Below are 13954 nucleotides of genomic sequence, written 5' to 3'. Positions count from 1 at the left end.
TTGTGCTATACAAAAAACCATCGAATTATTGTTTTATAAAAATCTCTATTTTGAAAACCAAAACCTAATATCAATTGGATACATCAAACTTAACAGAAAATGAAACCCGAGGATACCGAAATGGATGTGAAAAAGGCCGTAATACCGGTGGCGGGGCTGGGGACCCGTTTCCTGCCGGTCACAAAATCAATGCCCAAAGAAATGCTGCCGATCATTGACACTCCTGTTATCCATTATGTGGTACAGGAAGCCATCGAATCCGGGATAGATGATATCATATTTATAACCGGGCGTAACAAGCGGGCGATCGAGGATTATTTTGACGGCTGTCCTGAACTGGAGATGCATCTTAAGAATCGGGGTAAGTATGACATGCTGGAAATGGTTCAGGAGATTTCTTCAATGGTGGACATTCACTACATCCGCCAGAAGGAACCCAATGGGCTGGGAGATGCCATAATGACCGCCCGCAAACATGTCAGCGGGGATCCTTTCGCAGTGCTGCTGGGTGATGATATTATTGTCAATGAGAAACCCTGTACTCGTCAGTTGATCGATGTCTTCCAGAAATACGGCCGCTCCACGATCGCGGTGGAAGAAGTGCCACATGACAAGGTCAGCAGTTACGGGATAATAAGCGGCAGTCCTGTGGATGAATATCTCTATGCCCTGGATGATATCGTGGAAAAACCGGCCGTTGAAGAGGCACCTTCCAACATTGGTGCCATCGGAAGATATGTGTTCACTCCGGAGATATTCGATTGCATCGAGCAGACTTCCAAAGGCGTGGGTGGCGAGATCCAGCTGACCGATGGAATCAGATTACTCAACGATTCACAGAAAGTTTATGCTCACCAGTTTACCGGCCGAAGGTATGATTCCGGCAATAAGGTGGAGTATGTGAAGGCAGTGCTGGATTTTGCCTTGAAGGATGAGGGTATGAGGGAAGAGATTCAGCAGCATTTGCAAGGTTTGGAGCCAATTACCCACGGCTGAATATATTTTCCTGGTTTGATCAAAGATTTTCCTGTCAAATCTCTTCCATATTTCTTTTTTGTGAAATTAATAGATAAACTTCGGATAGAAGTAATAAACCAATACAAGCAGTTGTGATACTGATAATTAGAGGATACTGGCCTGCAAATCCATCTGATGAGGTGTGCTTGAACAATATTCCCGCATAAGCCCACACAATAACAAGGCCATAGGCAACATCCCTGTTCTTTAGCATTGTTGTGACTGCGATAATAAATCCAAGAATGATCACAATAGACGCCCATGTGGGTTCAGGTAAACCAAAACCCTGCCAGTTCAGGCTGACAAGAAGAACAGTGGCATTGGCAATGGTTGCTACTGTGATCCAGCCGAAGTATACGCTAAACGGCAATCCGATAAACAATTTCTCTTTTGCAGAAAGTTGTTCTTTGTTTATTCTTTGATTTATCAGGATCAAACACACAAGGATTACAACAATCAATAGCAGGGATAATGGTATTACCCTATAGTGCCAGGCAAATATCCAGGCAGCGTTGGCGATGGAGGAAATTGAGAAGAGAATTCCTACTTTATTTAGTAATTCACCTCTGGCAGTATCCATATTGTCCTGAAAAACTCCAAGCTGATACAGTGTATATCCCGCCAGCAGCAGATAGATGAGTCCCCAGATTGCAAAGGTCCACCCTGCCGGAGCAAAGAGATTGGGATAGAAATCTGATAGCTGGCCGGTAGTGAGCCCATTGATCGGGAGAGCATTGGCCAGTGCATTGACAATGACCATTGCTAAAAAGGTTACTGTGGTGATTATTTTGATCATCAATGTTGGCTGATTTCGTTCCATATTTCCTTTCCTTTGAAATGTTCCTGCAAACTAATAGATGTGCATCAGGAGAGATATTTCTATCGCTGCTTACACTTTCTTCCTTTCAATAGCCTGCCAGATATGTACTCCCTTGAACATGTAGACCAGACTTACCAGCAGGTAAATCTGGTGCCAGATAAAGGATGATATGAGATTGGATCTCCATTGACCTGAAAGCAGGGCCAGGCCAAACAATATCCATACCCCGGTGCCCCATAAGAGATTGATGTTACCCAGCACAATCGACCAGAGCACCACAGCCAGGAAAAATGAAACAGGGGCTATGAAGAACATGACAAAACGCAGGGGCAACACAAACAGCCCGAATTTTCCGTATTTTGGTGAAACCAGCCCGAGATTGTGGAGGGTGGCTTCCTGTAATCGTGCCGAACGTCTGAGTTTCTGGCGGCGCTGCTGGTCCATGTCACTTGTGATGTATTCGTAGAACCTGGCGGATGATTCATAGAGACAGCGGTAACCATTACGGATGATGCGCAGCGCCATGCCTGCATCTGATGCTCCTTTTGTTTCGGGAATCGGGGAGAAGGCTTTTTTCCTCAGCATGATTAGAGGCCCGTTGAAACAGTAGGTGGAATGCAGGCCGCTTTCCCAGCTGCACATCCTGCCGTAGACATCCCTGTAGGCCTTTTCGGAATGAGTGGTAAAAGAATCCTTCCGTGCAATGGGTTCCAGTTCCCCGCAGACAGCTCCGATCTTCTCATCGCTGAGCAGCCGGCCCAGCGCATTGTTTACTGCATCAGGTTCAAAGGTGACATCTGCATCCGTGGTCACTACAAAATCAGTGCTGGCTTTTCCCACACCCAGATTAACCGATGCATTGGTACCTGTACGTTTTTCCTTGACAATCACTTCACCGGAGATACTGTATTTCTGGAAAGCTTTGTTTGCCAGTTCCACAGTGTTATCAGTTGACTGGTCATCCACTATTATCGCATGGATGTTTTCCGTGGGATAATCGATGTCCTTTAAATTCTTGATACGGTGCTCAATGACCTCACTTTCATTGTAAGTGGGAATTACCACTGTTATCGGAGGTTGAGTATCCGGCGCGTGGATTTTTGAGTTGGAGGGTTTAAGGATGGCAAGAATGTAAATAAGATATGTAATAAGCGGGATAAGGGTGAATAATACTGCTGCAATGAGTAGGGAGTTCATTGGTTTGGGTAGGGTGTGAATGGGATATAATTGTTTGGGATTATGAAGTAACTATTATTCCTGGTAACGTTTCTATAATCAAAACTCTTATATCACATCATAAATAAGTTGCACCACATATAAATTGAGCAAATCGAGTGGTCTTATGCGCAGTAAAGTTCCAAATCTAACACAAGCCTTCATTGGCCTTTTACTCTTTATTGTTTTCTTAATAGCATTTTATATCAGAACCGTCCCTGCAGAAAGCGTATTCATTGCCGAGAACTTCGTGCGTTTCGGGGGTAATGATCCCTGGTATCATCTGAGAAATGTGGAATCCATTCTGCATAATTTCCCTTCGATGCTCTGGTTTGATGCCTATACACAATACCCATATGGTACAGATCAGGTCTTTGCCCCGCTGTTTGATCTGGTGCTTGCCAGTATTATATGGATTATTGGCATGGGAAATCCCTCTACTGAACTCACGCATACAATCTGTGCTTATTACCCGGCTCTTCTGGGCTCCTTTGTTGTCATTCCCACATACTTTGTCGGCAAATGGGCCTTCAACGACCGGCGCATAGGATTGCTCGCAGCCTTGCTTATTGCACTAGCTCCAGGTCAGTTCCTGTCACGTGCTATAATTGGTTTTAACGATCATCACATCGCTGAGGCATTGCTCAGCACGGTTGTGGCAATGTTTTTGATTGCAGGATTGAGACGCAGTGAATCCAGTGATTTTACATTATCCCATCTCAGGGAGAATGGCTTTTCTCAAATACGACCTCTTCTTCCCTATTTCCTGCTTACAGGTTTTTTCCTGGGTGCCTACACCCTTACCTGGAAAGGAGCCCTGTTCTTCAGTTTCATAGTTGGTGTCTACATTACAGTTCAGCATATCATTGACCACATGCATGGCAGATCCACGGAGTATTTGGCTATCGGTGGGATGGCAATCTTTGCTGTGGCACTTGTAATGGTACTGCTGGCTCCTGAAATAGGAAACACCAAATCCCGACAAATATTTGGATTGACAGCGGGTCTTGTGGCATTTCCTCTTCTCTCTGTGATATCGTACTACATGAAAGAGAAACAACTCAACCGCTATTATTATCCACTCTCTGTAGCAGCTCTATTTGGCGGAGGTATCCTTCTAGCCCGTGTGGTCTCCGAATCGACCTATGCTCTGGTGACCAGTGTCTTCAGTTACTTCATGCGCACAGGCGGCGGTCTTACCATCGCTGAAGCCTCCCCTCTCCTGATGCGTGGCGGACAGTTCACCCTGCAACCCCTCTGGTACAATTTCGCTTTGGCAGGTATTCTTTCCTTCTTCGCCCTGGCAATCCTGGCCTATATTGCCATCTATCGCCACAACAACCGGGAGCAGACCTTCCTTATAGTCTGGTCTGTGATGATCATCTGGGCCATGCTGCAACAGAACCGTTTTGCCTACTACTACTCGGTCAATGCAGCCATCCTTTCAGCCTATCTAGGGATCAAAGTGCTGGACCTGGCAGGCTGGAAAGAGATCAGGAGTCCCTTTGCCGAAGCGACATCCAGTATAAGCGACTGGCTCAAACAGATCAAACCGGTACATGCAGTGACATTAGTACTGGTGGTGCTTGTGTTGGCCTATCCGTCCTATGACCTCTCCACACAGCAGAACCAGGGTACGGGCGGTCCCAATGGTTACTGGATTGAGGCCAGCCAGTGGATGAAATACAATACACCAGATCCCGGTCTTGATTATTATGAAAGTTATGAACAACCTCCCGAAGGTGAACTTTATCCTTATCCCGATGAAGCCTATGGTGTAATGTCCTGGTGGGATTACGGCCACTGGCTTGAAGTGATCGGCCACAGGATTCCCAACGCCAATCCTTTCCAGCAGGGAATCGGTGGCCGGCGCAACAGTATGGATGAGGAGAACAGACCCGGTGCATCCACCTTCTTCACGGCCTCCTCTGAAGCAGAGGCTACAGCAGTACTGGAAGCCGTGCATCCGGACCCTGAAAAGGCAGGGGCACGTTATGTGGTCTCCGATGTGGAGATGGCCACCGGTAAATTCTATGCCATGGCTGCCTGGACCCTGGATACCGATAACTACTATGTGCAGGCCCAGACTGCCCAGGGTACCCAGACCGTACCCGGAGAGCGTTATTTCAATACAATGGAAGCCCGGCTGCACATCTTTGACGGTGATGGTCTTGAGCAGTATCGTATGGTGCATGAGACTCCTGCAGCAAACACCGCAGAGAGTGGCTACAAACAGGTTTACAATGTCCTCTTTGGCGGCAATGTTGAGGTTGTGAATACCGGTTATGTGAAGATCTTCGAGTATGTGGACGGTGCTACTATCACAGGACAGGCACCGGATGGTGAAAAAGTAACCATCACAAATACCATCCTCACCACTACCGGCAGGACCTTTGAGTATACCCAGTCCACCACCGCCACAGATGGCACCTATGAATTCGTGGTGCCCTATTCCACAGAAGGCCCAATGCAAGGCCAGACGCAGTTCGATACAGCACCCAGGGGTTCCTACAAGGTTAGCTTCGGAGATACTACTGAATCTGTGCGGGTGAGTGAATCGGCTGTTTTGAACGGTGGGGAAATAGAGGTATAAGGCCTCTATTCTCCATTTCTCTATTTTTCTAGAACTCCTTTTTTTTGTTGTCGATATCACTTAATATAATTAAAACAAAACAACCAGATACCTATGGCTTCTCAAAACAATGCAATTGATAGTTACAAACAGCAACTCCACAAAATGCTGCCAGAGTTAAAGGAAAAATATAAGGTTGCCTCTCTTGCTGTATTTGGCTCTTATGTCAGGGGAGAACAAACGAGTAGTAGTGACCTCGATATACTGGTGGAATTTAATGAAACTCCGGGATTGCTTGAGTTCATTGAACTTGAAAACTACCTTTCCGATACTTTGGGAATAAAAGTTGATCTTGTGCACAAAAAGGCTTTGAAACCAAATCTCGGGAAAAATATACTGAATGAGGCTACACCAGTATGAAGAATGGATTTCAAATCCGTCAGGTTCTCCACAACATACAATAATATCGGAATATTCGGAATCAAATCTCTAATTGCTATTCATTTTCCACTGATAAACAACCTTATATGCCTACAGGCTCACCTTCAGACCATGAATGCAGGCACTAACAGAAAGAACATCAAGACAGGGCTGAACGTAGGAATCGTTCTGAAGCAGGACCAGAAGAGTGGCAAGATAACCAGGGGTATTGTCAAAAGAATTCTCACCAAATCCTCCTCTCATCCCCACGGAATAAAAGTACAACTGGAAGATGGTAGTGTCGGCAGGGTGAAGGAAATTTATTGATACTGGGTCGTTTGGTCCGGATTCTCATCACGTGTAATTTATATAGTATACTCAAGTATACTCAAGTATATGACCACAACTACAATTAAAGTGGATTCTGAAGTAAAAAACAATCTTGATAACCTGAAACTGTTTCCCAGGGAGTCATATAATGAGGTTCTTTCCAGGCTGGTTGGAATGGCTTATGATGAGGAGCCTTTGAGTGAAGATACACTTAAAAGAGTTGAAGAAGCCCTTCATGATCTTAAAGAAGGAAATTATTACACACAGGAAGAAATAGAAGCTGAACTGGAGCTTCGCTAATGTATACTATCCTGTATTCACCGGCTGCAAGAAAAGATTTACAGAAACTACCTGTTGATATGGCAAAAAGGGTAGTTGCTGGCATTAAGGAAATAAAGGAAAACCCCAAAGTTCATATAAAAAAACTCAAAGGTTCTCCGAAATCTCCGCTATACTCGCTAAGAATAGGGGAATACAGGGTAATTTTGAGCATTGATGGTGACCAGTTGATTGTTTTTGTAATTGAGACTGGTCATAGACGCAATATCTATAATAAATATTAATATTCAGAGAGTTCTCTCTTTTGGGTCAGTACTTGGCCACGCATAATTCGCTATCTACAAATAAGAGATAAGAGGTATCCCTAAGCAGGTGAGAGGATTGGAAAAAGTGATTAAAGGTAAAGCATGGATCTTCGGTGACGATGTGGACACCGATGTAATCATCCCGGGCAAATACCTGCGCACCACCGATATGCAGGTTTTTGCCGATCATGCCATGGAGGGAATCGACCCGGATTTTTCAAACAAAGTATCCCCCGGCGACATCATTGTCGGTGGCAACAATTTTGGCTGTGGCTCCTCTAGGGAGCAGGCTCCCCTGGCGCTCAAACATGTCGGTGTAGGTTGTGTGGTTGCTAAATCCTTCGGACGTATTTTTTTCCGCAACTCCATAAACGTAGGCCTGCCGCTGATCGAGGCGGATGTGGAGTGTGAGGAAGGTGATGAGGTCGAAGTTAATCTCTCCGAAGGCACTGTGAGAGTGGCGGACAGGATTTACAGGGGCCAGCAAATCCCCGATTTCCTGCTGGAAATACTGAGTGACGGCGGGCTTGTCGAGCATCGCAGAAAACAACAGCAGGAATAAAAGCCATGATATTCCCTCTTGAATACAAGCATGTGGGTGTGACCCATATCCATCCCGATGAGGATTCAGAAGAGCCCATCTATTTTCTGACCCACTACATGCTTGTGAAAAAATGCAATGGTAACCAGTGGCTCTATCAGGTGGAACATAGCGGTGAAGGCCTGTTGCGCAAAACCGAATCCGTGAACTTGATCGCAAAACCTGCAAACATTGTCAGTTTCCCTGATAAACTGAATATAAAGGATCGCTCCCTCCTCATAAAAAAGGCTGCAGAATTGTGTAAAAACGGTATAACCACGGTCATCTTTACGGGTATCGACAATCATGTGACCTTTGTGCATGAACCTGCAACCTCAGAAATCCTGGAACTGGAAATCCTGGATATCGCTCCACCGTATCCTTCTTGGCTGACCGATGTCGTGCGCCGCCTGGAAACTTCAGGTATATTCGGTGATCTCACAATAACTTTCAAGGAAAATACGATCGACCTGACCCGCTTCAGTGGTCCGGATACGGTTTTCCCCTGTTCTTCCTCAGGACTTGAAGGCAAATGTCTGGACAATGACGTGATCGAAAAACCCGGTTCCTTACTTGTGGGCTGTGAGATATCTAGATCTCTTTTCGAATCCCGTTTTCCTGGTCTGGAATATGATTTTATCAGTCTCTGTCCCTTCACCAGTGATATCGTCAAACCCAAAGGCCCCTTTATCGCCCGCTGTTGCCGGGCTGAGAATGCCGGCCAGGTTACCATCAGTGGTTTTCCCGGCGCAACCGTGCACTGGGGTGCCTCTGAATTTGATGTGGCAAACATGATCAGGGAACTTGTGGACAGGATAAGGGAGGATGATGCATGAAACTGGCTGTAATTGAAGGGGATGGTGTGGGCAAAGAGGTAATTCCTGCTGCACTGCAGGTACTGGATTGCTTCGACCTGTCCCTGGAAAAAATCCCTCTGAATCTCGGCTACGGCAAATGGGAAAAAACCGGTCAGGCGATCACGGATGCAGATCTCAAAATCCTTAAAGAATGTGACTGTATCCTGTTTGGAGCGGTTACAACTCCTGCGGATCCAAATTACAAGAGTGTACTGCTGACCATCCGCAGAGAACTGGACCTCTATGCCAATATAAGACCCTTAAAACCCATAAAGGGAATAAAAGGTGCCACAGGCAACTCTGATTTTGATATCCTGGTAGTGCGGGAGAACACTGAAGGATTGTATTCTTCCATCGAGCAAGTGGTTGAGAATGAGGCCTGGAGCAAGCGTATAATCACCCGCAGGGCTTCTGAGCGTATTGCACAAATAGCCTGTGAATATGCTGCCAAACGACACAATCATCTGACAATTGTCCATAAATCCAATGTGATCAAGGCGGATTCCCTGTTTCTCAATACCTGCAGGGAAGTTGCCCAATCCCACAACGTAATTCACGACGCCATGCTGGTAGACGCCATGGCATATGATATGGTGCGCTCCCCCGAAAAATATGATGTGGTAGTGGCTCCCAACCTGTACGGGGATATCCTCAGTGATCTAGGTGGGGCGCTTGTGGGAAGTCTGGGCTTGCTGCCCAGTGCCAATGTTGGAGAAAAGCAGGCCTTTTTCGAACCGGTACATGGCAGTGCTCCCGATATTGCAGGCAGGGGTATAGCCAACCCGATTGCAGCCGTACTTTCAGTGGCCCTGCTGCTGGACTGGCTGGATAAACCTGAACAAGCCCGCATTGTCAGAGAAGCTGTGGAAGCTTCTATTAATGAAAATATAAAGACTGCTGATCTGGGTGGCAACTCTACAACAGCGCAGGTAACAGAATTTCTGGTGCAGTACGTACAATCCCATTCCTGATCTTCAGGTCACACCCAGCAGGGAAGCAATTCCCTTCTCTGTTAACACGGCACTTCCTCCACCGATCCACATCATTATCACAAAATCAGTAGCTCCGACCAGAGGATGCCCACCGTCCACAACCCGTATCATCAGAGCAGATATAAGGGCATGGACTGCTATTATCAGAAGGACCAGAAGGGAAAGGGTCCCCATGCTTCCCACATCCGTATGCAGGATCATCCCGATACCGGCATCAACACCACTGCCAGATGATTGCATGGATGAAGTGAACATCTCCTGCATAAGTTCCACCACACCCAGGGAAATATTCAGTGTAAATGCTATTCCCGCAGTAAGGCCGTACAGGACACCTACAAGACTCGATGCTGATTGGCTCCTTTTTTTCCTGAGAGTAACAATCCTCAGAAAATTGTTTGCGATCATATCCCCTATGACATCTGGTTTGCCACCCAGGTTCGTGGCTTCGATGAACATCTTGCTGAAACGATCGATAAGATTGCTGCCGGTATTTGCTGCAAAGAGCTCCCATGCCCGGAATTTATTGATACGGGTGGTGAGCCTTTTGTACAGTTCATTCACATCCCCTGTCAGAGGCCCGAAGTCATGACTTTTCAGGGCCTTCAGGGCATCATCGATCATACCTCCCCTCGCACCTGCCGAACTTCCCAGTGATCTGATAAAAGAAGGAAAATTCTCGTCCTTGCGGCGAATATCTTTTTCCATTTTTCTGGCGACCCTGCCTGTATAGACAAGGGGTGTAACGACAATTGCAATATCGATGGGGGTGGGGAATTTATCAACAAATATTACAGCAACTGCCATGAGCAGGCATAATAGGAGGGATATTGGAATGGAGCGGTATAGACGTGTCTTCTCCTTTGTCACAATATTTGATTGGATCCAGATCGGGTCCTTTGGTACCTTGCTTTTTGTGAAGAATAACATGGCCACATCGACCATGGCAAAAATGGCAATGACCATACCCATCAGCATCACGGCGTCCATGCCGGTGATCACAGGCATTATGAGAGCAAACGATGCCATGAATATGAGAGCCATTACCAGGGATACGAAAAGTTCCTTGATAACTTCGATCATATACATAGCGCTGTTGTACATCGCTTCATATTGCTTCATGACAACATTTTGCTCAGCTGCCAGAAAAGAGCGGATATCTTCGCCGGATTCCAGGCCGTGGGCGAACCGATCCAGAAAATCCTGATAGATGATCGAAGGGGTGAGTTTGGCTACAAACCGGCATGCTGCAGACATGCTCAGATTCCAGACGGTTACAAGGTTGTATATTTTCCGGCTCTCTTCTGCCAGGGTCTTATAAGCCTTATTTTGTGAAATGATACGGATTATATCAATCCGGGGTGTGTCTGCGGTTGATATGACACCCATCTGGGTGATGTAGTAATGCATATTATTGTTGATAGTTGCCGCATGGCCTCCCAGTATGGACATGGGATAGTAGGCGGCAAAAATAATACAGAGTACAGGTACAAGTGCCGGTATTATGCGGGTATTTCCCACAAACAGGGTGGGCAGCATGATGTAAAAGATAGCCGAGAATACAAATCCAAACACGATGACAGGGAGAGCGAACTTCTTGACATAATCAAGAGGTTCCATATTCATGAGTTTGAACGCTTTCCTGTAACTCATCCAATCATCTCATACACTGAAAGGCAATCCATGCACACCGTATTTGTAGAAGTTTACTATTATTTTCAAAACGTCGTGGTAGTCGGTAATATCCCTTTTGACCATTTCATCCAGTATCTTTGCCCTCAAAAAGAGGTCATTGTAGATCTGCCTCTTATCCTCATATCCCAGTTTTGTAGCAATCTTGTCCTCCAGGATGAAACTATTGTTCAACCCTCGGAAACTATGCGTATCTGTTTCCGGTTCCCACTGGAATACCGCTCTTGTGACAACCCCTCCTGCATCCTCGAAATACCCTTCGATCTCTTCTATGGATATGCAGCGGCGCAGAAATTTTCCTTGCCTGTAAACCGCCTGCAGGATCATTGCCACATTAAGGTTGTCAATGAAGGTCACGGGTACATTTATGGGATTTCCGGTAAGTCGCTGGATCATTTTTGTAACTGCTGAAGCATGGAAAGTAGCCAGTACCGGGTGGCCGGTCTGCATACCCTGGAATGCCACTGCACCCTCTTCTCCTCGAATTTCTCCTACAATGATGTAGTTTGGACGGGAACGCAATGCAGCTTTTAACAGGGTGAACATTTCAACCCTGGATTCCGGTGGTCCGTCTTCACGGGTAATGAGCTGCTGCCAGACCGGTTGGGGAGGCTGCACTTCAGCGGTATCCTCGGCCGTATAGATCTTGGAAGTAGGATTTACGAATGCTAAACAGGCATTGAGCATGGTGGTCTTTCCACTTGCGGTTTCTCCACTGAAAAAAACGCTCATCCCGTTTTCCAGACACATCCACATATAAGCAGCCATATTGACATCGATAGCCCCCCAGTTTATGAGCTGGATTATGCTTATGGGCACATCACTGAACTTACGCATCGTGAAACTGCTACCTCTTTTACTGACATCGAGACTGTAAATGATATTGATACGTGACCCGTCGGGTAAAGCACCATCAGCAACGGGTTTTGCGTCACTGACCGGCCGGCCTATCCGTTCACTCATACTGCGCAGCCATCCGTCAAGCCCGGCCTCTGTACCGAAAGTCAGATCGGTTTTCATCATACCGAGTACCTTGTGTACGATAAATACGCCCGAGACGCCAATACTGTGAATATCTTCCAGATAAGGGTCCCTGATGATGGGTTCAATGGGGCCTGAACCCACAATATTGCGCTCGATGTGGTAGTGGATATGGGTATATTCAGATTGTGTGAGAGGGATGGTCTGTTTTCTGGGAATGAGTTTTTGCAGGAGATTCCCGCCTTCAATTATATCAGGTAATTCTCCTCCGTCCCCGACTTCCACAATTTTATTAAGTAACTTATTGATCGTATCCTTCAGCTCTTTTTCAGATTCAGGAACTATTTCTCCTGCGGAATCTTCAAGGATGCGATCCATTATTGCCTCATATTTGCGTTGCTCTTTTTCCGTGAGTTGAGGTTCAACGGCGTAATAATGTGCCTCTCCCATTTTTGGTGTGCCATAGAGATGAATAAATACGGGATCTCCCACCGGGATAATTATATTGACATTTTCAGGATCCAGGTCTTTGGGCAGGCCGGCCAAAAATTCGGGCCGATCTCCTCCACGCTTCATAAACCGGCTCACATAAGTTTTGAGATGCGGATTTGTCTGCATTGCCTTCTGAAAATTTGCTTGCACTTTTTCACCTCTCTGTTATCATGCAACTGAAGCAATTTCCACGACCAGGCCTACTTTGGGCTCTATCCTGAAACCGATAAGCTGTCCCACTTTACCTTTTGCTCCCGTAAACTTGTTCACGATCAGTGTTCTTTTCACTTCCGAGCCCATTGTCTTTGATTTTAATGTCATGTAAATATCCGAGGATGAGCGAAACATCGCATTGAGCTCTTCTTCAAGCTGGCCACTTTCAACTGTCAGGATAATCACTTTCCCCATCCCGTTTAGTTTTTTGAAAAAGGAGATGAGTTCCAGGCTTTTTTCGCTGTTTGCACTGTATTTGATAAGAGCTGAGATCGTATCGATAACTATGATATCATTATTGAACAATTCCTCTGCCGACATAAGTCTTTCAATAAAATCAAGACGGGATTTTGCGGCCTTTACCAGAGGAATTACAGGAATATACAGCAGCCTGTTTTTGAGCAAATGCTGTGCTATGGGATAATCCAGGGAATACATCTGGTTGATAAACCCCTTGGTGGTCATCTGTGTGGAGATGAAGGTCACATTTGTATCATTTTCAATAAGACCATAGGCAATTCTCTGGGTGATGGTGCTTTTTCCCTGGCCACTTCCGCCTTCCAGGACGATGAGAGAACCCGTGGGAAATCCTTTCCCGAGCTTATCATTGAATTCATCTCTTTCTATTGGGAAAGGATATATGGTGTTTTGCACTTCATCAGCCTCATTAGGTTTCAAAGTTTATTGCATCGGTTTTCCCGTTCTCCACAGCAACCAGAATCCTGTGGTCTCCACTGCTAAGGGGCGAGGAGCGTGAAATTTCTAAAATAAGCAGATCCGATGGCCTCCATACCATATCATCTTCCTGAAGGCGCAGGTCCAGGTCATCGGAGGACACCAGCAGGCCGTCGATGAAGACATCTACGTAATCGATAGGGATGTTTGTTTTACCGGTATTTTTCACATAGAAACTGTATGTGTTATTGTTGTGGGGTACAATCTCGGGATCATTAACTATGGTGATATCCGTGCGGAGTTGATCTGCCAGGATATTACTGTTGGTATTGGCAGACGATGTCAATGACTGGACATTGGTATTCAGTACAGCAACTACCGAGACTGCAATTATTACAGCGGCAATGAAGAAGATCATATGGGTAATGGCAGTATCACCCTCTTCATTTTCTCTTATGTGCCAAGTAACTCGCTTCATCATTACCATTCCCGTTTTTTCAGTCCCAGATATGATACA

15 protein-coding genes are annotated in these 13954 nt (G+C 46.0%); 9 read left to right on the top strand and 6 right to left on the bottom strand.

Annotated features, from left to right (window positions below; translation table 11 throughout):
• Positions 1-120 precede the first annotated feature (120 nt).
• Entirely contained in the window at positions 121-996 is an 876-nt protein-coding gene (galU, locus tag BHR79_RS02890; RefSeq protein ID WP_072562269.1) for a UTP--glucose-1-phosphate uridylyltransferase GalU, read from the top strand.
• 34 nt (positions 997-1030) lie between these two features.
• Here galU and BHR79_RS02885 read toward each other — a convergent pair whose 3' ends face one another.
• Together BHR79_RS02885 and BHR79_RS02880 are read right to left on the bottom strand one after the other, a co-directional pair.
• A complete protein-coding gene (locus tag BHR79_RS02885) occupies positions 1031-1837 on the bottom strand; it encodes a tryptophan-rich sensory protein (RefSeq protein WP_072560972.1) in 807 nt (268 codons plus the stop codon).
• 69 nt (positions 1838-1906) lie between these two features.
• The gene (locus tag BHR79_RS02880) at positions 1907-3034 is read right to left on the bottom strand and encodes a glycosyltransferase (protein ID WP_072560970.1); all 1128 of its coding nucleotides are present in this window, start codon (positions 3032-3034) and stop codon (positions 1907-1909) included.
• Positions 3035-3179: 145 nt separating this feature from the next.
• Between BHR79_RS02880 and BHR79_RS02875 the strand changes: the two genes are divergently transcribed.
• The 8 genes from BHR79_RS02875 (at position 3180) to BHR79_RS02840 (ending at position 9366) form a co-directional block, all read left to right on the top strand.
• A complete protein-coding gene (locus BHR79_RS02875; RefSeq protein ID WP_072560968.1) occupies positions 3180-5645 on the top strand; it encodes an oligosaccharyl transferase, archaeosortase A system-associated in 2466 nt (821 codons plus the stop codon).
• A 93-nt stretch (positions 5646-5738) separates the two neighbouring features.
• Positions 5739-6044: a nucleotidyltransferase family protein gene (locus BHR79_RS02870; RefSeq protein ID WP_072560967.1), complete on the top strand. Its 306-nt coding sequence runs from the start codon at positions 5739-5741 to the stop codon at positions 6042-6044.
• Positions 6045-6047: 3 nt separating this feature from the next.
• Entirely contained in the window at positions 6048-6371 is a 324-nt protein-coding gene (locus tag BHR79_RS10925; protein WP_244888354.1) for a YwbE family protein, read from the top strand.
• 69 nt (positions 6372-6440) lie between these two features.
• On the top strand, positions 6441-6674 hold the full coding sequence (locus BHR79_RS02860; protein WP_072560965.1) for a DUF7557 family protein: 234 nt from the start codon (positions 6441-6443) through the stop codon (positions 6672-6674).
• Positions 6674-6937, top strand: coding sequence for a type II toxin-antitoxin system RelE family toxin (locus BHR79_RS02855; protein ID WP_072560963.1), 264 nt, complete (start codon positions 6674-6676; stop codon positions 6935-6937). The genes BHR79_RS02860 and BHR79_RS02855 overlap by 1 nt, the downstream gene beginning before the upstream one ends.
• Positions 6938-7043: 106 nt before the next feature.
• Entirely contained in the window at positions 7044-7520 is a 477-nt protein-coding gene (locus BHR79_RS02850; RefSeq protein WP_083433108.1) for a 3-isopropylmalate dehydratase small subunit, read from the top strand.
• Between the two features lie 5 nt (positions 7521-7525).
• Entirely contained in the window at positions 7526-8374 is an 849-nt protein-coding gene (locus tag BHR79_RS02845) for a DUF7714 family protein (protein WP_072560959.1), read from the top strand.
• Positions 8371-9366 (top strand): isocitrate/isopropylmalate dehydrogenase family protein, encoded by a 996-nt coding sequence (locus BHR79_RS02840; RefSeq protein ID WP_072560957.1) that lies wholly within the window; start codon positions 8371-8373, stop codon positions 9364-9366. The genes BHR79_RS02845 and BHR79_RS02840 overlap by 4 nt, the downstream gene beginning before the upstream one ends.
• A 3-nt stretch (positions 9367-9369) precedes the next feature.
• On the opposite strand, the gene flaJ is transcribed toward BHR79_RS02840, so the two are convergent.
• The 4 genes from flaJ to BHR79_RS02820 are packed head-to-tail and all read right to left on the bottom strand — an operon-like array spanning position 9370 to position 13918.
• Complete coding sequence (gene flaJ / locus BHR79_RS02835; RefSeq protein WP_072560955.1) at positions 9370-11037, bottom strand: archaellar assembly protein FlaJ; 1668 nt, start codon at positions 11035-11037, stop codon at positions 9370-9372.
• Between the two features lie 9 nt (positions 11038-11046).
• Positions 11047-12699, bottom strand: a complete 1653-nt coding sequence (locus BHR79_RS02830; protein ID WP_200796354.1) for a type II/IV secretion system ATPase subunit — start codon at positions 12697-12699, stop codon at positions 11047-11049.
• 18 nt (positions 12700-12717) lie between these two features.
• Positions 12718-13440 (bottom strand): ATPase domain-containing protein, encoded by a 723-nt coding sequence (locus tag BHR79_RS02825; protein ID WP_244888353.1) that lies wholly within the window; start codon positions 13438-13440, stop codon positions 12718-12720.
• Complete coding sequence (locus BHR79_RS02820) at positions 13430-13918, bottom strand: flagellin (protein ID WP_091828942.1); 489 nt, start codon at positions 13916-13918, stop codon at positions 13430-13432. The genes BHR79_RS02825 and BHR79_RS02820 overlap by 11 nt, the downstream gene beginning before the upstream one ends.
• Between the last annotated feature and the right edge of the window lie 36 nt (positions 13919-13954).

It is taken from the genome of Methanohalophilus halophilus (assembly GCF_001889405.1).
Classification (GTDB): domain Archaea; phylum Halobacteriota; class Methanosarcinia; order Methanosarcinales; family Methanosarcinaceae; genus Methanohalophilus; species Methanohalophilus halophilus.
This window is presented reverse-complemented; position numbering and strand designations above follow the sequence as displayed.

What these genes read in the sequence shown, in the direction of transcription:
- galU (WP_072562269.1), top strand. Translation starts at nt 121, where the DNA reads ATGGATGTGAAAAAGGCCGTAATACCGGTGGCGGGGCTGGGGACCCGT.
- BHR79_RS02885 (WP_072560972.1), bottom strand. Translation starts at nt 1,837, where the DNA reads ATGGAACGAAATCAGCCAACATTGATGATCAAAATAATCACCACAGTA.
- BHR79_RS02880 (WP_072560970.1), bottom strand. Translation starts at nt 3,034, where the DNA reads ATGAACTCCCTACTCATTGCAGCAGTATTATTCACCCTTATCCCGCTT.
- BHR79_RS02875 (WP_072560968.1), top strand. Translation starts at nt 3,180, where the DNA reads ATGCGCAGTAAAGTTCCAAATCTAACACAAGCCTTCATTGGCCTTTTA.
- BHR79_RS02870 (WP_072560967.1), top strand. Translation starts at nt 5,739, where the DNA reads ATGGCTTCTCAAAACAATGCAATTGATAGTTACAAACAGCAACTCCAC.
- BHR79_RS10925 (WP_244888354.1), top strand. Translation starts at nt 6,048, where the DNA reads ATGGATTTCAAATCCGTCAGGTTCTCCACAACATACAATAATATCGGA.
- BHR79_RS02860 (WP_072560965.1), top strand. Translation starts at nt 6,441, where the DNA reads ATGACCACAACTACAATTAAAGTGGATTCTGAAGTAAAAAACAATCTT.
- BHR79_RS02855 (WP_072560963.1), top strand. Translation starts at nt 6,674, where the DNA reads ATGTATACTATCCTGTATTCACCGGCTGCAAGAAAAGATTTACAGAAA.
- BHR79_RS02845 (WP_072560959.1), top strand. Translation starts at nt 7,526, where the DNA reads ATGATATTCCCTCTTGAATACAAGCATGTGGGTGTGACCCATATCCAT.
- BHR79_RS02840 (WP_072560957.1), top strand. Translation starts at nt 8,371, where the DNA reads ATGAAACTGGCTGTAATTGAAGGGGATGGTGTGGGCAAAGAGGTAATT.
- flaJ (WP_072560955.1), bottom strand. Translation starts at nt 11,037, where the DNA reads ATGAGTTACAGGAAAGCGTTCAAACTCATGAATATGGAACCTCTTGAT.
- BHR79_RS02820 (WP_091828942.1), bottom strand. Translation starts at nt 13,918, where the DNA reads ATGATGAAGCGAGTTACTTGGCACATAAGAGAAAATGAAGAGGGTGAT.